Origin of the sequence: Endozoicomonas sp. SESOKO2 (genome assembly GCF_024606245.1) — a bacterium.
Classification (GTDB): Bacteria; Pseudomonadota; Gammaproteobacteria; order Pseudomonadales; family Endozoicomonadaceae; genus Endozoicomonas_A.
The window spans coordinates 1-20,399 of record NZ_JAHHPQ010000503.1 but is presented as its reverse complement, the minus strand read 5'-3'; the positions used below and the strand labels follow the sequence as shown (position 1 = coordinate 20,399).

General features: G+C 48.8%; 21 protein-coding genes. 11 read left to right on the top strand and 10 right to left on the bottom strand.

Annotated features, from left to right (window positions below; all coding sequences use genetic code 11):
- Together KDK17_RS11580 and tyrS are read right to left on the bottom strand one after the other, a co-directional pair.
- Positions 1-1,163, bottom strand: a 1,163-nt coding sequence (locus tag KDK17_RS11580; protein WP_257288141.1) for a phosphoglucomutase, alpha-D-glucose phosphate-specific, incomplete at its 3' end; no start/stop codon positions are given.
- A gap of 223 nt (positions 1,164-1,386) precedes the next feature.
- Positions 1,387-2,694 carry a tyrosine--tRNA ligase gene (gene tyrS / locus KDK17_RS11575; RefSeq protein ID WP_257280216.1) on the bottom strand — a complete coding sequence of 436 codons (1,308 nt, stop codon included), beginning with the start codon at positions 2,692-2,694 and terminating at the stop codon, positions 1,387-1,389.
- 504 nt (positions 2,695-3,198) lie between these two features.
- Here tyrS and KDK17_RS11570 point away from each other — a divergent pair.
- On the top strand, positions 3,199-4,632 hold the full coding sequence (locus tag KDK17_RS11570; RefSeq protein ID WP_257280217.1) for an OapA family protein: 1,434 nt from the start codon (positions 3,199-3,201) through the stop codon (positions 4,630-4,632).
- Between the two features lie 36 nt (positions 4,633-4,668).
- Positions 4,669-5,799 carry an anhydro-N-acetylmuramic acid kinase gene (locus KDK17_RS11565; RefSeq protein WP_257280218.1) on the top strand — a complete coding sequence of 377 codons (1,131 nt, stop codon included), beginning with the start codon at positions 4,669-4,671 and terminating at the stop codon, positions 5,797-5,799.
- A gap of 65 nt (positions 5,800-5,864) precedes the next feature.
- On the opposite strand, the gene KDK17_RS11560 is transcribed toward KDK17_RS11565, so the two are convergent.
- The 3 genes from KDK17_RS11560 to KDK17_RS11550 all read right to left on the bottom strand — a co-directional run bounded on the left by KDK17_RS11560 (position 5,865) and on the right by KDK17_RS11550 (position 8,719).
- Positions 5,865-7,220, bottom strand: a complete 1,356-nt coding sequence (locus KDK17_RS11560; RefSeq protein ID WP_257288140.1) for a hypothetical protein — start codon at positions 7,218-7,220, stop codon at positions 5,865-5,867.
- A gap of 189 nt (positions 7,221-7,409) precedes the next feature.
- On the bottom strand, positions 7,410-7,766 hold the full coding sequence (gene erpA, locus KDK17_RS11555; protein WP_257253483.1) for an iron-sulfur cluster insertion protein ErpA: 357 nt from the start codon (positions 7,764-7,766) through the stop codon (positions 7,410-7,412).
- Positions 7,767-7,921: 155 nt separating this feature from the next.
- The gene (locus tag KDK17_RS11550) at positions 7,922-8,719 is read right to left on the bottom strand and encodes a DUF6776 family protein (RefSeq protein ID WP_257288139.1); all 798 of its coding nucleotides are present in this window, start codon (positions 8,717-8,719) and stop codon (positions 7,922-7,924) included.
- A gap of 196 nt (positions 8,720-8,915) precedes the next feature.
- On the opposite strand from KDK17_RS11550, the gene KDK17_RS11545 reads away from it, so the two are divergent.
- Together KDK17_RS11545 and KDK17_RS11540 are read left to right on the top strand one after the other, a co-directional pair.
- Positions 8,916-9,608, top strand: a complete 693-nt coding sequence (locus KDK17_RS11545; protein WP_306670857.1) for a CDP-alcohol phosphatidyltransferase family protein — start codon at positions 8,916-8,918, stop codon at positions 9,606-9,608.
- Positions 9,596-9,769 carry a hypothetical protein gene (locus tag KDK17_RS11540; RefSeq protein ID WP_257253479.1) on the top strand — a complete coding sequence of 58 codons (174 nt, stop codon included), beginning with the start codon at positions 9,596-9,598 and terminating at the stop codon, positions 9,767-9,769. The genes KDK17_RS11545 and KDK17_RS11540 overlap by 13 nt, the downstream gene beginning before the upstream one ends.
- A gap of 65 nt (positions 9,770-9,834) precedes the next feature.
- Here the strand turns inward: KDK17_RS11540 and KDK17_RS11535 are convergent, their stop codons facing one another.
- Complete coding sequence (locus KDK17_RS11535) at positions 9,835-10,044, bottom strand: cold-shock protein (protein WP_034832746.1); 210 nt, start codon at positions 10,042-10,044, stop codon at positions 9,835-9,837.
- 434 nt (positions 10,045-10,478) lie between these two features.
- Here KDK17_RS11535 and KDK17_RS11530 point away from each other — a divergent pair, with 434 nt between their 5' ends.
- Positions 10,479-10,991, top strand: coding sequence for a GNAT family N-acetyltransferase (locus KDK17_RS11530; protein WP_257253477.1), 513 nt, complete (start codon positions 10,479-10,481; stop codon positions 10,989-10,991).
- Between the two features lie 28 nt (positions 10,992-11,019).
- The gene (locus KDK17_RS19560) at positions 11,020-11,259 is read left to right on the top strand and encodes a cysteine-rich CWC family protein (RefSeq protein ID WP_373691589.1); all 240 of its coding nucleotides are present in this window, start codon (positions 11,020-11,022) and stop codon (positions 11,257-11,259) included.
- On the opposite strand, the gene argC is transcribed toward KDK17_RS19560, so the two are convergent.
- Positions 11,204-12,247 (bottom strand): N-acetyl-gamma-glutamyl-phosphate reductase, encoded by a 1,044-nt coding sequence (gene argC / locus KDK17_RS11525; protein WP_257280291.1) that lies wholly within the window; start codon positions 12,245-12,247, stop codon positions 11,204-11,206. The genes KDK17_RS19560 and argC overlap by 56 nt on opposite strands.
- A 352-nt stretch (positions 12,248-12,599) precedes the next feature.
- Here argC and hemJ point away from each other — a divergent pair, with 352 nt between their 5' ends.
- The 5 genes from hemJ (at position 12,600) to KDK17_RS11500 (ending at position 18,252) form a co-directional block, all read left to right on the top strand.
- Complete coding sequence (gene hemJ, locus KDK17_RS11520; RefSeq protein WP_257253476.1) at positions 12,600-13,022, top strand: protoporphyrinogen oxidase HemJ; 423 nt, start codon at positions 12,600-12,602, stop codon at positions 13,020-13,022.
- Positions 13,023-13,118: 96 nt separating this feature from the next.
- A complete protein-coding gene (locus tag KDK17_RS11515) occupies positions 13,119-13,946 on the top strand; it encodes a DUF805 domain-containing protein (protein ID WP_257253475.1) in 828 nt (275 codons plus the stop codon).
- Positions 13,947-14,354: 408 nt separating this feature from the next.
- Positions 14,355-15,542, top strand: a complete 1,188-nt coding sequence (locus KDK17_RS11510; protein ID WP_257253474.1) for an acetate kinase — start codon at positions 14,355-14,357, stop codon at positions 15,540-15,542.
- A gap of 66 nt (positions 15,543-15,608) precedes the next feature.
- Positions 15,609-17,705 (top strand): phosphate acetyltransferase, encoded by a 2,097-nt coding sequence (gene pta / locus KDK17_RS11505; RefSeq protein ID WP_257280221.1) that lies wholly within the window; start codon positions 15,609-15,611, stop codon positions 17,703-17,705.
- A 205-nt stretch (positions 17,706-17,910) separates the two neighbouring features.
- A complete protein-coding gene (locus KDK17_RS11500; protein ID WP_257280222.1) occupies positions 17,911-18,252 on the top strand; it encodes a GDCCVxC domain-containing (seleno)protein in 342 nt (113 codons plus the stop codon).
- Positions 18,253-18,332: 80 nt separating this feature from the next.
- Here the strand turns inward: KDK17_RS11500 and KDK17_RS11495 are convergent, their stop codons facing one another.
- From KDK17_RS11495 to KDK17_RS11485, 3 genes are all read right to left on the bottom strand, one after another.
- Positions 18,333-18,995, bottom strand: a complete 663-nt coding sequence (locus tag KDK17_RS11495) for an OmpA family protein (protein ID WP_306671278.1) — start codon at positions 18,993-18,995, stop codon at positions 18,333-18,335.
- An 11-nt stretch (positions 18,996-19,006) separates the two neighbouring features.
- Positions 19,007-19,651, bottom strand: coding sequence for an MBL fold metallo-hydrolase (locus tag KDK17_RS11490; protein ID WP_257280223.1), 645 nt, complete (start codon positions 19,649-19,651; stop codon positions 19,007-19,009).
- A gap of 116 nt (positions 19,652-19,767) precedes the next feature.
- A complete protein-coding gene (locus tag KDK17_RS11485; RefSeq protein WP_257288138.1) occupies positions 19,768-20,043 on the bottom strand; it encodes a hypothetical protein in 276 nt (91 codons plus the stop codon).
- Between the last annotated feature and the right edge of the window lie 356 nt (positions 20,044-20,399).

Genomic DNA, 20,399 nt, shown 5'->3' with positions numbered 1-20,399 from the left:
CCACCAAAGGCCAGCTCGCCAGAAGCCAAACCGTCGACAAACCATTTGAATCCGACCGGCACTTCAGCCACTTCTCTGCCTAATCCTTTCGCTACACGATCAATCATGGCGCTGGACACAAGCGTCTTACCAATTTTGGCATTGACCGACCAGTGCACACGATGGCTGTATAGGTAATTGATCGCCACCGCCAGATAATGATTGGGGTTCAGCAGACCATGTTCACGAGTCACGATACCGTGTCGGTCAAAATCAGGATCGTTACCAAAAGCAATATCAAACCGATCTTTCAATTCGATCAGACCTGCCATGGCATAGGCTGAAGAGCAATCCATACGAATCTTGCCGTCTTTATCGACATGCATAAAAGAAAAAGTAGGATCAACCTTTTTGCTGACCAGCTCAATATCAAGCCCGTAACGCTTGGCAATGGGCTCCCAATAATGAAGGCCGGCCCCCCCCAGAGGATCGACACCCATTTTGATACCTGCCTTGCGAATGGCCTCCATATCAATGACATTTTCCAGATCATCAACATAAGGTGTGACGTAATCGTACTCAGTGATAAACCCGGAAGCCAGAGCGTCATTCAACGACATCTGTTCAACGCCTTCAAGACCCTCTGCAAGCAGTTGATTGGCTCGATCCTGAACCCAGTTGGTGACATTTCCACCGGCTGGACCTCCATGGGGAGGGTTGTATTTGAAACCACCGTCTTCAGGCGGGTTATGGGAAGGTGTTATAACAACACCGTCCGCCCTGTCCTGTTGATTCCGGTTATAGGAAACAATGGCATGGGAAATGACCGGAGTCGGTGTATAGCCTCTGCCTTCCTGAATCCGAGCCTTTACACCATTGGCTGCCAATACCTGAATAGCACTGATCAATGCTGGCTCTGACAGGGCATGGGTATCCATGCCAACAAACATGGGTCCGGTAATATTATGTTCGCGACGGTATTCACAGATAGCCTGTGTGATAGCAACAATATGAGCTTCGTTAAAAGAGGCCCTGAAAGAAGTCCCCCGGTGTCCTGAAGTGCCAAACCGGACTCGTTGAGAGGGATCTAATGGATTGGGCTGAATAGCAAAATAATCGCTGACCAGACGGGGAATATTGGTCAGCATATCGTCTTTGGCAACTTTACCGGCTTGAGGATGCATGAAGAATTCCTGAGTGAGTGACACTGAAGCATAAAGCAAAAACCGCTCCAAATCAGAACGCAATATGGCTTACCTTACCCACCCAGACCGTTCGAAGGCAGTATCGGAAACCACAACTATACCCTGTCGACATTACCCAGAAACACCTTGCAGACCATTCCATAAACGATTTGCTCATGAAAAGCTTTACAGAAGGCTCTGAAGTCGACAGAGCTTCCAGCCATTAGATCACTTCAAACAGGAAGTGATTTTTCTTGCCCAGCTTTACCAGGAAGAAGCGCCCATACATGGCATTTTCTTCAGCAAAACACTCTGGCAGGTTCATGTTGTCAACTGCGCCACGGGCGGCTCCATTGAAGAATACCGCATTGCGACCCAGAGCATCTTTTACCTGCTTACCGCTCTTAACCAAACCCACTTCTGTAAACAGCTGGGTCATGGGGTTGCCTTCCAATTCATCACGCTTGATGGTGGCACTGGGCAGCCCATCCAGCTTCAGCTGCTCAAGATCCGTTTCGGACAAGCTCTTAATCTCTCCTGAGAACAAGGCTTCCGTGATACGTTCGGCAGCTTTCAGGCCTTGTTCACCATGTACAAGGCGGGTGACTTCTTTGGCAAGAATCTTCTGTGCCTGTGGACGACCTTCGCGGGCTTCGTCTTCTTGCCTGATCGCTTCAATCTCTTCTTGTGGCAGGAAAGTGAAGAAATTCATAAAGCGGTATACATCAGCATCCGCAGTATTCATCCAGAACTGGTAGAAAGCGTACTGGGAAGTCTTGGAAGGGTCCAGCCAGACCGCACCACCTTCGGTTTTACCAAACTTGGTCCCATCGGACTTGGTGATCAGAGGCACGGTCAGGCCAAAGGTTCTGGCCTGATTCTGACGACGGGACAGATCGATACCACCCACGATATTACCCCACTGGTCACTGCCACCTACCTGGACAGTACAGTCGTAACGGCGGTTAAGTTCAGCGAAATCCATTCCCTGAAGCAGGGCGTAGGAGAACTCGGTAAAAGATATGCCGGAACCTTCCCGATTCAGTCGCTGCTGAACGGATTCCTTGTTGATCATGGCATTGACGGAAAAATGTTTGCCGATGTCACGCAGAAAATCCAGAGCCGTCATCTCACCGGTCCACTCCAGATTATTGACGACCAATGCTGCATTCTCACCGCAGTCAAATTCGATAAACTGGCTGACCTGCCCCTTGATTTTGTCAACCCAACCGGCCACAACGTCAGGTGTATTCAACTGTCGCTCAGCCGCTTTGAAACTGGGGTCCCCGATTAGGCCGGTCGCACCACCCACCAATGCAATGGGCCTGTGCCCAGCCATCTGGAAACGTTTCAGGACCAGCAGAGGAACCAGATGCCCCAGGTGCAGACTGTCTGCAGTCGGATCGAAGCCGCAATAAAGAACTCTTGGCTGTTCGCTCAGATGAGCGTCCAGCTCTTCCACGGCAGTGGTCTGCGCGATAAGCTGGCGGGCCTGCAGATCTTTCAGAAGCGGATTTTGACTCTCAGACATTTACCTATCCTGCTATGAAGTCAAAGAGACCGGGAGAAATCGCAAAAGGCCAGTCTCTTGATTTGAACACTGCCGAAGCAGCCTTGGACTCAATTTAGCGGGTAAAAGTACAATAAAACGACTTCAGAACAAAGCCGGAAAAAAGGGTTTACTTACATTAATTAACCTTTAGAGCGGTTTGGTTACCGAATTTCAGAAAAAGCCACAAACAGAATCGGGCAGATTGGAAGCTTTCAACTATTAATGTATAGAGCCACCAGCCGTTATTGCCATTGTTGATGTTCGAAATTGCGAGCCGACGTCGATTTTCTGTCACCCACCGACAAAACATTTACAATTCGTTTATAGCTATAAGTCAATTCATTATGTAGCTTTTAGAGATATAATTTATATATTCGTCACAAAACTTTAACCAAACAGCAACGAGCTACAAGAAATATCTTCTAATCCGAACCATGAAAGTGGCAGGCACCCGTAAAGGTATTTCAAAAGCAAAAAAGTGCAATGACCAATTTTTCTCCCAGAGGTGCCACGCGCAAGCGAGCCGGTGGCATCAAGCGTTTTCCCAAAAGACACCTGTTGCTGGTAACGGGTGTGGCCGCTGCGGTGATGACCGTAGTTGGCCTGCTACCCTCTCCACAAGTTGAAGCCAAACGCTCCGAAACCGAGCTGCTCATTGATGAGTTTCAACCCGAATCCCCCAAAGAAACACTGAAAGAACTGGCTTTTGAAGAAAAGGCTGCTCCTCTGGAAACACAAGCTCAACGCCTTGCCAGAGATGAGGCCGAGCGCCTGGCTACAGAAGAAGCCACTCTGGGCTCCCGGAAAAGGATTACCATTGAGTCCGGCGATAATCTCTCAACCCTGTTTGACGATATGGGTTTAAGTGCGAGGGTTGTCTATGAAGTCGCCAAAACCCCGCAACTGGGCAAAAACCTGACCGATATCCGCCCAGGGCAAACGTTTGAATATCGTGTAAACAGTGAAGGTATATTGACTCAGCTGCACTATGTTCAGAACAAACTTGAAAGCATCCTCTATGAAAGAGAGGGAGATGGCTACGTTGGTAAAAAAATAACTCTTGAGCCCGAAGTTCGTATTGCCTTCGCAGAAGCTTCCATTAAAAACTCTCTTTTTCTTGCCAGCCAGAATGCCGGTCTGAGTGAGAAAATGACCATGGAGCTGGCGGGCATATTTGGCTGGGACATCGACTTCGCTCTGGATATTCGCAGTGGCGACAGTTTCAACGTGATGTACGAAGAGAAATATCTGGATAATGAAAAGCTGAGTGACGGCAATATTATCGCAGCGACCTTTGTTAACCAGAGTGAGGCCTTTACCGCCATTCGCTACACCGACAGCCACGGTAATAGCAACTATTACTCGCCGGATGGCAAAAGCATGAAAAAGGCTTTCCTGCGAACGCCTGTCAACTTCACCCGAATCAGTTCAAGCTTTAACCCTAACCGTCTTCATCCAATTTTCAAAACCAAACGCCCCCATAACGGGACAGACTACGCTGCTCCTACCGGAACTCCCATCAAAGCGGCAGGAGACGGCAAAATCCAGTTTATAGGTTGGCAAAATGGCTTTGGCAACGTTGTCTTTATCCAGCACCCCCATAATATTGTTACCGTTTACGCCCACCAGAGCCGTGTCAACAAAAGATTCAAGACAGGCAGCCAGGTTAAGCAGGGACAAACTATTGGCTATGTAGGCCAGACTGGCTGGGCAACGGGTCCGCACTTGCATTACGAGTTCCGGGTCAATGGTGTTCACAGAAACCCGGTCACCGTCAAACTGCCTGATGCCTCACCGATACCCAAATCGGAGAGGGCACGTTTTATGGCATTTGCCAACAAAACCATGGCCCAGCTGGAAAAGCACGGAACAACGATGCTGGCCAAGAACGAGAAAGAGTCGAAACAACGACCATAGCTCCCAGGGAAGGAGGCATGAAGGAATACCAGAGATATGCTTGAATACTTTATTGGCCTGATGTCAGGCACCAGCCTTGATGCTATAGACGCAGTTCTGGTTGAATTTGAGGGCGAGACCTCCAAACACTCACCATCAGGAAACTGTCGACAACTAGAAGCTATTTCCCATCCTCTCCCCGAAAATCTCAGAAAACAGCTTCTTTCCCTGACACTACCAGGTCCTGATGAAATTGAACGAATGGCAGTAGCAGAGCCTGCCTTTGCCCGGGAATCGGCTGCTGCAGTCAGGCGACTGTTAGAGCAGGCCAATTTTAATTCGGACCAGATTTCTGCCATCGGCAGTCATGGACAAACCATCCGCCACCGCCCGGAAAAAGGTTTCACCTTGCAGATTGGTGACCCCAGCCTGATTGCTGAGCTATCAAACATAACCGTTGTTGCTGACTTCAGACGTCGGGATGTCGCGGCAGGCGGTCAGGGAGCCCCTCTTGTTCCTGCCTTCCACCATGCTGTTTTCAGCCACCCCACATTGGACAGAGTCATATTGAATATTGGCGGGATGTCCAATATCAGTTTGTTACCCGCAGACTCTGGGAAGCCTGTCACAGGCTTTGATACAGGCCCCGGTAACGTGCTGATCGATTATTGGTGCCAGCAGCATCTCAACCAACGCTTTGATGCCAATGGTCAATGGGCCGCATCAGGGACCGTGGATGACCAACTGCTGAATGCCATGCTGAATGACAGTTACTTTTCTGAAATACCGCCCAAAAGCACTGGCCGGGAACTCTTCAACTCAGGTTGGCTGGACTCTCACCTGAGAGGTTTTTCTGGACTGCAACCTGAAAACGTTGCCGCCACACTCACTTTACTGACAGCAAAAACCATTGCCCTGGATATCTGCCAATACGCCCCATCGGCCAAAGAAGTACTGGTTTGTGGTGGCGGGGCCAATAATACGCTGCTGATGAAACTCATTGAAAATGAGCTGACCCCACTGTCCATTGCAACCACAGGCTCGCTTGGCATAGCACCTGACTGGGTAGAAGCAGTAGCCTTTGCCTGGCTCGCCAGACAGACACTCTCAGGAAAGCCTGGCAACCTTCCTGCTGTGACAGGGGCTTCTGATGAGCGGATTCTTGGGGCTATATTCCCGGCTGGGTAACTGACCCTGAAAATTTGTGAAAACGCTTGATCAGCAAAAAGTCCAAAGAAATATCGGGGTATTTGTTAACTTTTCGGAATTTTCAACAGTCGTTTTTTGGCTTCATCAGCACCGTACTTGGCGATAAGTGCCGGAGCAAGAGCTTTATTAATTTTATCGACACGACTTCTCACCTTGTCCCCTTCCTGAATAGAGCTGAAACCTTTAGCCGTTAAAGACTCAATAGACTCTCTCAATTTAGCAAAACCCTTGTTATCTGATTGCTGCTTCATCAGTAATTGCTCCTGTTTCATGTGCGCAGCCCTCTCGCGTGGATTTGACTTTGGGGGTCTCTGACGCTTGAAGAATTTAACCAGGGGGTTCATTTCTTGCTCAAGCCGAATAACATCATTGAACAATGAGTGAAGGCTGAAAGCATCATCAAGATTCTGAGAGTCATTCTCCAACTCAAGCATTATTTCAAGCATCTCCAGCTCAAAGTCCTTATCATCTATCGATTCGTACACATGTTCGCCGGTAGATGGGTCGATAGAATCAGAACGATCCGTCACTGATTGGCTCGAAGACAGGGGTAATGTACTAACGTTCAAACTTTTGGGGACAACATATACAGCAGTGTTCTCTGGGTTACCGCGCAAACTATCTTCTGGTTTTTGTTTCAGATGACTGGGTACATCATATTGTGGCTCTTTTTTCAGATTCCCGGGTACATCATACTGTGACTCTTTTTTCAGATTCCTGGGTACATCATATAGTGGTTCTTTTTTTAGATTATTGGGTACATCATAAATATTGACCCGCTCAGGTTTTACATGTTCAGCAATTGGTCGTTTGACAATGTTACGTGGCTTTGCTTGAGGGGTCATGCCTCGATCCGGGGAGCGGTTGAGGTCATCCCTGTTTTTTCTTCTCGTTCGAGGGGCAGGAATTGGCTTTTCTTTATTGCCCGGTTGCTCTTGCTGCCTGTTTTGAACAAGCTCATCGACCTGAACCATTGGCTGAAGAGGTTGCTTGGGCACTGATTTACCTCTTCTGGAAGCCACTGTCGGCGGCTGCTTCTTAATGCGTTGATTTGACTCAACTTCATTTCCACTCCTCTCCTGTTGGCCGGACCTTCGCAACCCTGGCTCTGGAGTGAAAGCAGAAACAGATCGACCTTCCTGAGGGAGCACCTGAATAAAAATCCTACATTCAGTCTTCATTGCCGCTCTTGACTTAAGCTCTATTGGAGGGTTCGATAGTCGTTGCTTGCCTTTCGACTGTTCAGACTTCAGAGAAGGAAGACCATGGGGGTCTGCTTTTCTGATTTTTCTCAGCATGCCTCCCAGCAGTGCTTTGACAGCACTCTTCCAGCCCCCCTCAACGGGCAGTGGAGTATATAAGGATCCATTACTTCCCTGAGAACCTGAGACATTTGCCATCACACACCATCCATGCATGCATTGATATTCCTATCAGTATAATAGTCCTTCAAGTTCAACGCATTGCGACGACTTTCGAGTCATAGACTCCTGAAAGAGTATATTTCCTGTAGCATTGCTCTGGTCAAAAAAATGGCGGGAGAGAGAAGGAATATCCGGGCGGAGGGGCCCGCCCGATAGGAAGAGCATTCAAATGGAAAAAGAAGAGCCACATCCACAAGTGGCGGTTGCATTGGGATTTTTCACCAGAAATCTGGAACCTTCCAATCCTTCTTCGTAATCTACCTCGGCACCCACAAGATACTGATAACTCAGTGAATCCACGACCATTTCAGCTCCCTTCTTTTTAACCAGGGTATCATCGTCTGCCAGCTGATCGTCAAATTTGAAGCCGTATTGAAAACCTGAACATCCACCACCAGTCACGTAAACACGAAGCCTCAGGCACTTGTTATCTTCATCTTCCATGAGCCGATTGACTTTATTTGCGGCATCATCCGTCAGTAAGATCGGGTCCGGCATTACCGTTTCAACTGCTGCGCTCATTTATCCTCCCGTGCTACCTGATCGCCACAGGCAGCCACGCTGTCTCTATCTACTTTCAGAGCCCTGCTCTATAGCACCTCTGATATGTATAGCTGTAATAATAGGCTGAGCCCATTATCCAAGTAACCCAGTAAAGCAGTCAACTACTCAAGGACTCAACCGCTGTCGGTCAACTCATTTTTTATATCGGCGTCTAGCTCTTCCTGCCAGTCCAGAACGCTGGTAAGGCTCCGCACTGCACCGCTTTTGACCTTGATGCTGACTGTCACTTTCTCGGGCTTAAACCCATCGGGAAGAGTCAAATCGATATAGTCACGATTTTCAGGGAAAGCCTGAAAATAACGGAACTCAAGTGCCTGGGATTTTTCCAACCCGGCCAGCTCCATCAGGGACAAAGACGCTTTCTTGTTATCTTTCACCCCCCTGACAGAGACATTCAGAGTCCCTTTGAGAAACGGGTTGTCTCTGGCCACCTGGGAGACCACCATTCTGAAGCGATACTGGTTCTTCTCTTCACCCTTTAGCAGATCAAATGCGTAGAGCTTTATACCTTCAGCAGTATCTTCCGGAGCAAGAATACTCTTGTAAAATGCCAGATCCTTACTCAGCAGAGCTTTCTCATCTTCCAGATCCCGAATAACAGTGCGAACACTGTTTGCAGCTTCGCGATCCACCTTACTGGTTCTTTCCAGGATGACCAGTTCCTGCCTGAGCGACTCCTCGACACCCGCCAGGCTTTGCAATTGATTCCTGAGTTCTGAGTTTTCCTGCCTGAGTATGGCTGCCTCGGTATCGGAAAACCGTCCCCCAAGATAATAGGAAAGAGCCGAAGCCAGAACAAAGGCCAGTAGGACAAAAAGCCTGATTTTAAGCTCCCTGCCGGGGTCATGACGCACCACCTTCATACTACCCGGCGGCTTGACGCCCTGAAAAACAGAAAGAGGATCTGGCATCTCACTTATCCTGATAAAAAAGCGGCATAATGAATTTTTCGGGTAAACTTATGCTTTCAGAAATAATCCCAAGAAGCTCCTGACAACCCAATGCATTCAAATTCGCAAGACTATACACAAGCCTACTCACCATCACAAACCGCCACTCCGGCGGCTCAGAATAGTAACACTTCGACTCTTATAGCACGATCAAGGTATGATAGCCCACCGTGACTACTCACTGCCTGAGACAATGATGCTTGATCGATGGACTTCCCTCTGGATCAGATCGCCTCTGAACCTTCTCGCCCGTCCACTAAAAAAAATGGGTGTTCGGGCTGATCAGATCACTCTGACCGGTTTCCTGATCGGATTAACGGCCGTACCCTTGCTGGCATTTGAGTTCTACTTGCCGGCTCTTGCGGTCATTCTTTGTAATCGTCTGATGGATGGGCTGGATGGCGCCCTGGCAAGGATAACACACACCTCGGATGCCGGTGGCTATCTGGATATTACCCTGGATTTCATCTTTTATTCAGCCGTTGTGCTTGGTTTTGCCTTTGCTGATCCTGAAAAAAACGCCCTGATGGCCAGTCTACTGATTTGCACTTTTATGGGAACGGGCTCCAGCTTTCTGGCCTACGCGATTATGGCTCAAAAGAAAGGTCTCTCAGATCCTAACTTCAGCAACAAGTCCTTCTATTACCTGAATGGACTGGCGGAAGGCACAGAAACCATCGCTATTTTTGTGCTCTTCTGTTTGCTCCCTCAGTATTTCCCGATTCTAGCTGCAATTTTTGCTGCAATCTGTATCCTGACGACCACGACAAGAGTCTGGGGGGGTTACCAGACCATCAGGCAGGCAGACGAGCTCGACGTCCACAGTGAAAGACAACCATGGAATTATTGAAGATACTGTTTCTCCTCTTTATTGCGCTGGCCGTGGTGGTCATGGCAACAGAACGGTTTGGCAAACCCATGAGCCGGGAGAAACAGTCAAGACTGTCGAAAATAGCCATCATCCTGATTCTGGTCATGCTGGTGGCCAGAATCATCAAAGAGATCGTCTAAACGCAGAAAGGCAGCGCTAAGCGCTGCCTTTATTATTCACTGCCCAGAGGGAGCGTGAAGAGTAATCAGTCGATTACTTCGATGTTTTCAGCCTGAGGACCTTTAGCGCCCTGGGTCACTTCAAACTTAACACGCTGGCCTTCAACCAGAGTTTTGAAGCCTGTACCAACGATCGCTCTGAAGTGAGCAAACACGTCCGGGCCAGAGTCCTGGCTGATGAAGCCGTAACCTTTGGATTCGTTGAACCACTTAACTGTTCCTGTGGAAGCAGACATAATCAATTCCTGAAATTGAACAAAAATAGGGTGGTCACACAACATGACCGCTTAGCTGAAAGCGTCGCTACTACTTATGATTTATCAGGAAGATCTACAACTATGGAACTTCGAAACGCAAGACATAAATATAAGGCATAACTTAAAGCTAAGCTAATTGTATCTCAATTAACTCCAGAAGCAATGAGTACAACACGATTAAAGATATCGTGAAAATCAGCAGATACAACCCCTGCAACATTGATATAGAGACAATCTGCATGATTATTTCTCATAACCACTACCTTTCTTCATTATTTCCCGTCAGAACCTGCGACTGGAAGACAGCCATCGTCAATTATCCGGCCTCCGTTAACACTCTGTCATACAACTTGCATCGAACATTCTGGTAGAGAATACTGAGGTTTTCAGGGTACCACATAGAAGTAGAGATCATGGAAATAAAAATACGACACCAGGAAGACCGGGACTTTCCTCATATTGCAGAAATGTTTGAATATGAAGACCTGGCAGAAAACACCTCCCAGATCCCCTATAACCACTGCGACCACTGGAAAGAACTGTTCCAGTCCCGAAGCAATGAATCTATTCAACTGGTTGCAGAAGTCAACGGCAAGGTTGCAGGTCATCTCGGTATTCGTATGTTCAGTAAGCCACGTAAAAAACACGTTGTGACTTTCGGCATCAGTGTACATCCTGATTTTCAGGGACAAGGAGTAGGATCAAGGCTGGTTGATGAAATGATTCAGCTCTGTGATAACTGGCTGAATGTTGTTCGTATTGAACTGGGCGTGTTCACAGAGAACAAACAAGCTATTGCCCTGTATAAAAAGTACGGCTTTGAAATTGAAGGGACCTCCCGCTTTGACTGCTTCCGCAGAGGCCAGTACAGCAGCACCTACCAAATGGCCAGAATCAGACCGGACCTACTGGAAAAGCTGCCGTAGTATCATGCTTTCAAAACAGGAATAATCCGTGAATCCAAAACTCTGCCCCCTTTGCCAAAAGGAAAATCATTGCGCCATCAGTGCAGGAAAACCTGCCAAACAGTGCTGGTGTATGAAAGACTTGAAGAAACCCTCAGTCAATACACCAGCTGTTTTAATGCTGATCCCTGAAGCTGACACCTCCTGCTACTGCGAACCCTGTCTTGAAAAAGTCAAGGCATCAGAGCAGGCGCATCAAGGCCCGCTGTTTCCTTCAGCCCGCACATGATATTCATATTCTGGATCGCCTGACCTGCTGCTCCTTTCACCAGATTATCTATAACCGACAGAATCACTACGGTATCACCACCCCGTGGACGATGAACGGAAATACGGCACTGATTGCAGGATTTGACTGAACGGGTCTCCGGATGACTGCCAGCAGGCAAAACATCAACAAAAGGTTCATGACTGAACCTGTTTTCATACATCCCCTGAAGATCAATGGAATGATCATTTACCGAAACATACGACGTTGCATGAATCCCCCTTATCATTGGAACAAGGTGAGGCACAAAAACCAGCTCGCCTTTGAAGCATTGAACTCCCTCCAGAGGCATTCTCCCTAAGCCCTGCCTGATTTCCGGCAGATGTCTGTGACCTGGCACACCGTATGCCTTGAATGACTCAGAAACTTCGCACAACAAACTGGCCACTTTGGCTTCGCGACCAGCGCCACTGACTCCGGACTTGGCATCTATAATGACATTGCCTTCTACCAGGCCGTTTTCCATCAGCGGCAACAGACCCAGTTGCGCAGCAGTCGGATAACAACCCGGATTGGCCACCAGCTGTGCAGATTTAATGGACTCCCGGTTCATTTCTGGCAAACCATAAACCGCCTCTGCCAGCAAATCAGGACAGGCATGATCAATACCGTACCATTGCTTCCAGTCACTGGCACTGGCCAGACGAAAATCAGCGGCCAAATCCACTACCTTCACACCTTTGTCCATCAGCTTAGGCACGGAGTTCATGGCAATTCCGTTGGGTGTTGCAAAGAAAACCAGATCGCAAGCAGCCAGGACATCATCATCAGGCTGTGAATAGGCCAATTCCATCTTGCCTCGCAGCCCTGGATACAGCCCACTGACAGAGTTACCTGCCTCTTTTCTTGAAGTAATCACCGTAACTTCGACGTCGGGATGAACCGCGAGAAGACGCAGCAATTCTGCCCCGGTATAACCGGTACCACCAACAATGCCTGCCTTGATCATGGATACGACACCCCAAATAGAATACTTATTTAAAAAATAAGAATAATTATTTATACAAAGTCTTTCAAGACTCGCTTCGGAAATATTCTCTCTCAAACGTGGCGCCATTCACCCGGAACTTCAAAAAATCTCTGGGAATCCTCTCAGACATCTTATGCCCCTTCAGAACAGCAAATCACTTTAGCAACCGGGTTTCAGCAAAACAACGCTCAGCACACGGCAAGCAATGTCTACAATGACCATGAGCCCGCTCAGCTGTACAACTTGATATCGAAACTTGGACTCTTTTCCGCTACTCTCTGTTCGTAACTCTCCGTTCGTCATTAGTACTCAACACTCAAGGATCCTGTGAATGCTCTGGGTTAAAGCCTTTCATATTATTGCGATGGTCTGCTGGTTTGCAGCCCTTTTCTACCTGCCAAGACTCTTTGTTTATCATGCCATGAGCGAAGATCAGGTCAGCAATGAACGATTCAAGATCATGGAGCGTAAGCTGTATCGAGGCATTGCCCTGCCATCCATGGTCGCCACTCTGGTGCTGGGTATCTGGTTACTCCGTTACAACCCGTCCTATTATATGAGCAGTGGCTGGATGCACGCCAAACTGGCACTGGTGGTTCTGCTCATTGGCTATCACCACATGTGTGGCGCGTTCCTAAAAAAATTTGCCAATAATGCCAACACTAAATCAGACAAGTTCTACCGTATTTTTAATGAAGTGCCGGTTCTGTTCCTGATAGGAATTGTCATTCTGGTTGTTGTCCGCCCTTTCTGAAGGTAAACGACTTGCGTTTCCTGAATACCTGCCGATAAGACGCCCTGAGTGGAGACACCCTGAACAGGTGTTTCCCAGAGCTCAGGGGATCGTGTGATGAAGCGCAAAGATTATAAAATTATTTTTGAAGGACAGATTCTGCCTGACTTTTCCGAAGCTGAAGTCAGAAATAATCTGGCTCGACTCTTCAATGCCGATGCCCAGCGCATTGACCGTCTATTTTCAGGCAAACCCTATGCGGTTCGAAAACCTGTCACCAAGAAGGAAGCCCGCAAATACGAAGAAGCCATTAAAAAGGCCGGCGGACAATGTCAGATTATGTCCCTGGATGGCTCGAAAAAATTGCCTCCCACTGAAGAGAACCACTCATCTATCTTTACTGAAACGCCGTTATCAGGAAGCCCCAGACAAAATAGCAATGAGCCATTGCGGCTGTTAAGACGCATCGGACGAAGCCGTTATCTGGCAATGAGCTGGCTGGTGGTGGCTATAGAAGCGATTGCCATTCTGCTGCCTGATTATTTACCGATGCTGATCGGCGCAGCCCTGACCATTCAACAGACTGTGTCAATGGCCCTGGGCATTCACATTCTGGCCATCATGCTCACACTTTATCTGGTCATCACCCGACTTCATGATATGGATCGGAGCGGCTGGCTGTCGCTATTTCTTGTCATTCCCGTCGTCAACATCCTTTTCCTCTTCTGGCTCAGTATTGGCGCAGGCACAAAAGAAAAAAACAACTACGGAGAGCCTCCTCTACCCCCCACCAACCTGACACGTGCACTGGGCATTTATGTTCCCATGTCTTTGATACTTATTGGTGTCGCGGGCGCTTATCTCTATCAGGAACAACTGGTAGCGTGGATTCAGATGTTGCCCGAAGTCACCTCGGAATGGACAGGCCTTGAGTATCGCGGATAAAAGGCTAAATTACCTTTGTATCCCGAGCAGGTTTTTACGATAGGGTTTGCCTCTCTGCGGACAACCGCCCGTCGAGACTGTAAAAATTCAATAGAAGCATTGAAAAACAGCATCTGAATACGCATCTTTACGCAGTCCACTGACTTGCTTCAGTGGTTATAATCCTAACTTTTATAATGTCGTCCGTATTCTGACCGGATGTTCGTCTGGTGAATTGCAAGTTATCTCTATTCACTCCCGGTTTTCGAACATCAAACCAACGGGCCACCATGACGCAAACACTTCAGTATTGCACTCAGCGTGCTTCAGTGCGCAGAGTGCAATACTGTTGGTAAATACCCCTTCAGGAGGTGACCGGAGTCAATCGGTCGACCTCTCATTGCCCGTATCCTGTTAGGTACTTTTTCAATGAGCAAAGATAGCATTCTAGTCATCAACTGCGGCAGCTCATCCCTCAAATTCGCAGTGATCAACCCGACAACGGAAGAAGAGAAAATCAACGGCATCGCTGAACGCCTGGACAGCAGCGAAGCGGTTCTGCGCTGGAAAATCAACGGAGTAAAAGGCTCTCAGGCGCTGGGATTGGCTGCACACGAAGCAGCTCTGGAAGCCCTTATTGGCCTTCTGCGTGAAGAAGGTCTGATTGAAGGCATCTCCGCCATTGGTCACCGTGTTGTTCACGGTGGTGAGAAGTTCTCTCAGTCCTGCCTGGTGACCGATGAAGTTCTGCAAGCCATTGAAGACGGCATAAAGCTGGCCCCTCTGCATAGCCCGGCCAATCTGGCGGGTATTCGTGCTGCTCAGAAAATTTTCCCGGGCATGCCCAATGTTGTTGTTTTTGATACTGCATTCCACCAAACCATGCCAGCAGAGGCTTACCTCTACCCGATCCCATACAATCTTTACAAAGAACACGGTGTTCGTCGCTACGGTTTCCACGGGACCAGCTACCGCTATGTCGGTCAGGCTGCTGCCGATATGCTGGGTCTGGACATCAACGACAGCAATCTGGTAGTGGCTCATCTGGGTAACGGCGCTTCTGCCTGCGCGATCAAGAATGGTAAGTCAATTGATACCACCATGGGCCTGACACCTCTGGAAGGTTTGGTTATGGGCACTCGTTCCGGTGATGTTGATCCTAACCTGTTCAACTTCCTCAATAAAACTCTGGGCTATACCCTTGAGGAAGCCACCGACCTCCTGAATAAGAAGAGCGGCCTGTTGGGTCTGTCTGAAATGGACAGCGACTGTCGTGTTATTGAAGACGCTGCAGCTGAAGGTAATGAGCGTGCCCAACTGACTCTGGATGTTTTCTGCCACGTTCTGGCTGAGAAAGTAGCTGGTTTTGCTGCGGCCATGGGTAAGATTGATGCCCTGGTATTCACCGGCGGTATCGGAGAGAACTCCAGTGTCATTCGCAAGAACGTCATTGAACGTCTGAGCATTTTCGGCTTCGAGGTAGATGAAAAGCTCAATGATGAAACTTTCCGGGGCAAGAGCGGTGTAATTACTCAGGAGGGATCTACGGTTGCAATGGTAGTTACCACCAACGAAGAGCTGATGATTTCCCGTGACACTCAGGCCCTGATCGCCTGATTCAGCCTGGGGTCTGTTTTAAGGCCCCATGTTTGACTTGTTTGCAAACATTTCCGGAGCTGCATTATGCGTACGTTTTTTCTGGCCCCCACCCGCTATGGAGTCGGCCTGACTTCAGTCTCTCTGGGTCTGGTGCGGGCACTGGACACCCTTGGCCTGAGGGTAAAATTCTTCAAACCTATTGCCCAGCTGCACACGACGGACAAAGGACCTGAGCGTTCTACACGACTGGCTCAGCGTATTATGGACCATGAGCCACCAACACCGATTACCACCCAAAAGGTTGAAAACTTGCTGGGAGACAATAAGGGTGATGAGATTATGGAAGAGATTGTCGCTCTGTTCGACGATGCTTCCGAAGGCGCTGAAGTCGTCGTGGTTGAAGGCCTGGTTCCTACCCGTGACATGCCTTATGCCAACCGCCTTAACAGCGATATGGCCAGAACACTGAACGCCGACATAATTTTGGTTTCAGAACCCGGCAAGGATTCTCTGGAAGATGTTGCAGACAAACTGGAAATTGCCGCCGACAGCTTCGGTGGCATCAAAAACCCCAATGTCATCGGTTATATCCTGAACAAGCTGGACAAAGAGCTGGTTGAACAACTGACTGAAGATCATCAATTCAGACCCTTGCCCGAGTTCTCTCGCAAGAATTTCCTGCCTCTGGGCTACATCAGCTATAACCCTCAACTGAGCTCACATCGTACTCTGGATATTGCCCGCCACCTGGGTTGTGAAGTCATTAACGAAGGTGACATTGCCCAGCGTCGTGTCAATTCCTACACGCTAAGTGCCAGAACTCCCAGCAACATGATTCATCACCTGAAGCCCGGTAATTTGATCATTACTGCCGGCGACCGTGATGACATCGTTCTGGCGACCTCAATGGCAGCCTCCAACGGTGTTCCCTTGCCCGGACTGTTACTCACCAGTGGTATCAGAATGTCCAGCGCTGTCCGGGAACTCTGCACCAAAGCCTTTTCTACAGGCTTGCCGGTCCTGATGACTGAGGATGATTCCTATACGACTGCTACCCGTCTGGACCGCATGAGTGATGAGTTACCTTTGGACGACATGGAACGTATTGAAAAGGTGATGAACACCATTGCCGAGAATCTTAATAACAGTTGGTTCAAGCAGCACTGCGGAAGCCTGACAGAGCGTCGCCTGTCACCTCCAGCATTCCGCTACAGTCTGGTGCAACAGGCAAAAGCCGCACGTAAACGCATCGTTCTGCCAGAGGGCGATGAACCAAGAACCATCCAGGCTGCCATCATCTGTCAGGAGCGTGGCATTGCCGAGTGTATCCTGCTGGGTAACCGTGAAGTCATTGAACAGGTTGCTCGTGATAACGGTTTTGATCTGCCGGAAGGGCTGATTATTATGGACCCCAGGAGTATCAGCCAACGTTACATTGAGCCCATGGTCGAACTGCGCAAGCATAAAGGTCTGAATGCCCCTATGGCAGAAGCTCAGCTGGAAGATACGGTGGTTCTGGGCACCATGATGCTGGCTATGGACGAGGTGGATGGACTGGTTTCCGGCGCCGTCCACACTACTGCCAATACCATCCGCCCGGCTTTTCAGCTGATTAAACCGAAAAAAGACGCCGGAGGACTTGTATCTTCCGTCTTCTTCATGCTGCTGCCCGACCAGGTTCTGGTATACGGCGACTGTGCCGTTAATCCAAACCCTGACGCAGAAGCTCTGGCTAACATTGCCATTCAGAGTGCCGACTCTGCCAAGGCCTTTGGTATTGAGCCACGCATCGCGATGATCAGCTACTCCACAGGCTCTTCAGGTATCGGCGCAGACGTTGAACGTGTTCGCAATGCCACCCAGCTGGTACGCGAGAAGCGCCCGGATCTGGTCGTTGATGGCCCGTTACAATATGACGCAGCGTCTGTAGAATCTGTTGCCAAGAGCAAGGCGCCCGATTCAGACGTTGCTGGTCGTGCAACTGTCTTCGTGTTTCCTGATCTCAATACAGGTAATACCACGTACAAGGCTGTGCAGCGCAGCGCCAACGTCATCAGCGTGGGCCCAATGCTACAGGGCCTGAACAAGCCGGTGAATGACCTGTCCCGCGGCGCTCTGGTGGACGATATTGTCTACACAATTGCTCTCACCGCCATTCAGGCTGCCGCCAAAAAAGCCTGATTCTGCCATTGATCGGGAGAGTCAAAATGTCTCTCCCATCTTATGTTCAGATCCAACATTTCATCTCATCGTCGTATTTTCATTCAGCCTTCGTCATTATTACTCTGGTCAAAACCTTTTGACTCCCGGCAACGCGAAGTAACACATAACTGTCACACTTCTTGCATACCATTTAGATGAATATTCATTCAAGTAAGGAGACAAAATGTCGACATTGGATCATTACGCCCTGGAGAAAATAACGAAAGTAGAGAAATTAACAATGAAACTTCATCTTAATACAGAGTCAACCGTCACTTGCAGCAGCTGCGGACATTCCGAAACTGAAACCATGCCACTGGACGCCTGCGTCTACCTCTATGAATGCAGAAGCTGTAAAAACCTGATGACTCCACAAAGAGGTGACTGCTGTATCTTCTGTTCTCGCGGCACTCACCCCTGCCCGACCAGCCAGAAAGAAAGCAGAAGCTATCGAGTGATCCGCAAGCAAGAGCAAGCAGCTCTGGAATCCTCACACTATGAGAAAAACCAATCAATGGCAGGATGACCTGTCTGCCGACCCAAGAACGAGCCAGTGAAACCGACAACTCATTTCAGAACAGCGTCGGTATACTGGCTTTTAAATATTCATTGGTGTTTGGGATCCGGTATCAGATTTATCTCTACCCGTCTGTTCAGCGCACGCCCCTGCATGGTGCTGTTATCACCAATAGGATTTGAGGCACCCGCACCAGAGTATGTAATGCGGGATCCGGCAACCCCCTGGTACATCAGATAGTCTGCCACACTTCTGGCCCGATCCTCAGAGAGAGGTCGATTAATTTTGTCTCCACCGGTGCTGTCGGTATAGCCAACGACTTCGACCAGGTTCTTATCGAACTCCTTGACGACCTTGGCAACAGAACCCAGAACAGGGTAGAAACTGGACTTGATCGCTGACTTATTGGTATCAAACGTGATGTTAGAGGGCATGATTAACTTGAGGTTATCTCCATCCCGTTGCACCTGAACACCGGTTCCTTCCAGCTCTTTTCTGAGCGCTGCTTCCTGCCTGTCCGTGTAATAACCGTAACCGGCTCCGGCCGCACCACCAATTGCAGCGCCCTCCAGAGCTCCCTCGCCACCACCAATCAAACCACCAATAACAGCACCGGTAACAGCACCAATGCCACCGTATGCGGTGGTTTTGTTGACTTCCTTCTCACCGGTGTAAGGGTTAGTCGTATGACAACCCGCCACGATTGCAGCGACGGCAACGACCAAAGACATTCTTTTTAGCTGCATCATCATGTTCACTTCTCCTAGCCGCGAATAATGCTGTTTTCCCGGATTTCTTCGCCAATACAGGTATCCGGACCATGACCTGTAACCACAGTGGTCACTTCATCCAAAGTGTACAGACGATCACGAATGGACTTCTCTATTGCCTTGAAGTCTCCACCCCAGAGATCCGTTCTACCGATTGAACGACGGAACAGTGTGTCTCCGGCGATCAATAGATTCTCTTTATCAAAGTGAAAACACATGGAACCCGGGGTATGTCCGGGCGTATGCATCGCCACTCCCCCACAACAAGGCAGCTCCTGATCATCATTCAGCCAGTAATCAGGATCTGGAACAGGGTTATAAGGCACACCAAACATACGACACTGTGTTTCGAGATTATCCCAGAGGAATTTATCTTCTTTGTGAAGATGAATAGGGGCACCGGTCTTTTTCTTGATTTCGCCACTGGCCAGGAAATGATCCAAATGAGCATGAGTATGAATCAACGCTACTGATTTTAGTCCGTGAGTCTCCAACTTGGCAAGGATGAGATCAGGATCACCACCAGGGTCGATCACGATGGCTTTTTTGGTGATGGGGTCACCAATGATGGTGCAGTTACACTGCAAAGGCCCCACAGGAAATGTCTCTTTTATCAGTGATGGATTCCGCTCGGTCATGCTAATCGCCCCAAAACTCATGACCGAACATTCTAAAACAGAGTGTGGGTACTGTGCATTATCTGTTTAATCCTTTGACAGAGACACGATAATGCCCCTGTCGCACTCATTCACTCTCAGGGAAGCTTCAATAATACTTTCATTCGTCCACGACCTTGATTCACAGAAACACTCAGCCGCAGGCTGGCGTGAGCACCTCGCACATTCAGTCTGGTCAATGAACTGCCAATTATCAGCCGCCTCATGGCGACATCATCTGGAAACCCGCCAACAATCGGGTAGGGAAAGCAGGGTTCTCTGTCATAAGAATCCTGATCTTCCTCAAAGTCTTCCAGTAAATCGGGCAAATCAAAACGGAGAGCCATGATTAAACCTCCAGAGGCAGCCATCATTGGAAAGTGCCAGGCCAGGAGCTTGAACGAAGATTCCCCCGCACTTTAATACTGACCATCCTGACCGGATAGCACGTGAAATTGTAGACAAACTCCAGAGATGGCATGAATCTTTTTAGAGCCGACTGGAACAAAATAACCAATTACCAAATTTTACAGCCCTGCCCAGTCCTCAAACACTGATTGTGATTTGGGCTTCGCCCTCTAACGGATGGATTCCACAACCTTACCAATCGCTTTGCACAAGGTATCCAGGTCTTTATCTGAAATGATATAAGGTGGCATCACATAAACCAGCTTACCGAAAGGCCTGACCCATACTCCTTGTTCAGGAAAACGGGGTTGAATTTCAGACA

Coding starts and splice junctions, on each gene's coding strand:
- tyrS (WP_257280216.1), bottom strand. CDS start 2,694: ATGTCTGAGAGTCAAAATCCGCTTCTGAAAGATCTGCAGGCCCGCCAG.
- KDK17_RS11545 (WP_306670857.1), top strand. CDS start 8,916: ATGATAGCCCACCGTGACTACTCACTGCCTGAGACAATGATGCTTGAT.
- KDK17_RS11550 (WP_257288139.1), bottom strand. CDS start 8,719: ATGCCAGATCCTCTTTCTGTTTTTCAGGGCGTCAAGCCGCCGGGTAGT.
- hemJ (WP_257253476.1), top strand. CDS start 12,600: ATGCTCTGGGTTAAAGCCTTTCATATTATTGCGATGGTCTGCTGGTTT.
- KDK17_RS11515 (WP_257253475.1), top strand. CDS start 13,119: ATGAAGCGCAAAGATTATAAAATTATTTTTGAAGGACAGATTCTGCCT.
- KDK17_RS11530 (WP_257253477.1), top strand. CDS start 10,479: ATGGAAATAAAAATACGACACCAGGAAGACCGGGACTTTCCTCATATT.
- KDK17_RS11495 (WP_306671278.1), bottom strand. CDS start 18,995: ATGATGATGCAGCTAAAAAGAATGTCTTTGGTCGTTGCCGTCGCTGCA.
- argC (WP_257280291.1), bottom strand. CDS start 12,247: ATGATCAAGGCAGGCATTGTTGGTGGTACCGGTTATACCGGGGCAGAA.
- KDK17_RS11490 (WP_257280223.1), bottom strand. CDS start 19,651: ATGACCGAGCGGAATCCATCACTGATAAAAGAGACATTTCCTGTGGGG.
- KDK17_RS11565 (WP_257280218.1), top strand. CDS start 4,669: ATGCTTGAATACTTTATTGGCCTGATGTCAGGCACCAGCCTTGATGCT.
- erpA (WP_257253483.1), bottom strand. CDS start 7,766: ATGAGCGCAGCAGTTGAAACGGTAATGCCGGACCCGATCTTACTGACG.
- KDK17_RS11540 (WP_257253479.1), top strand. CDS start 9,596: ATGGAATTATTGAAGATACTGTTTCTCCTCTTTATTGCGCTGGCCGTG.
- KDK17_RS11485 (WP_257288138.1), bottom strand. CDS start 20,043: ATGATGGCTGCCTCTGGAGGTTTAATCATGGCTCTCCGTTTTGATTTG.
- KDK17_RS11500 (WP_257280222.1), top strand. CDS start 17,911: ATGTCGACATTGGATCATTACGCCCTGGAGAAAATAACGAAAGTAGAG.
- KDK17_RS11535 (WP_034832746.1), bottom strand. CDS start 10,044: ATGTCTGCTTCCACAGGAACAGTTAAGTGGTTCAACGAATCCAAAGGT.
- KDK17_RS11510 (WP_257253474.1), top strand. CDS start 14,355: ATGAGCAAAGATAGCATTCTAGTCATCAACTGCGGCAGCTCATCCCTC.
- KDK17_RS11570 (WP_257280217.1), top strand. CDS start 3,199: ATGACCAATTTTTCTCCCAGAGGTGCCACGCGCAAGCGAGCCGGTGGC.
- pta (WP_257280221.1), top strand. CDS start 15,609: ATGCGTACGTTTTTTCTGGCCCCCACCCGCTATGGAGTCGGCCTGACT.
- KDK17_RS11560 (WP_257288140.1), bottom strand. CDS start 7,220: ATGGCAAATGTCTCAGGTTCTCAGGGAAGTAATGGATCCTTATATACT.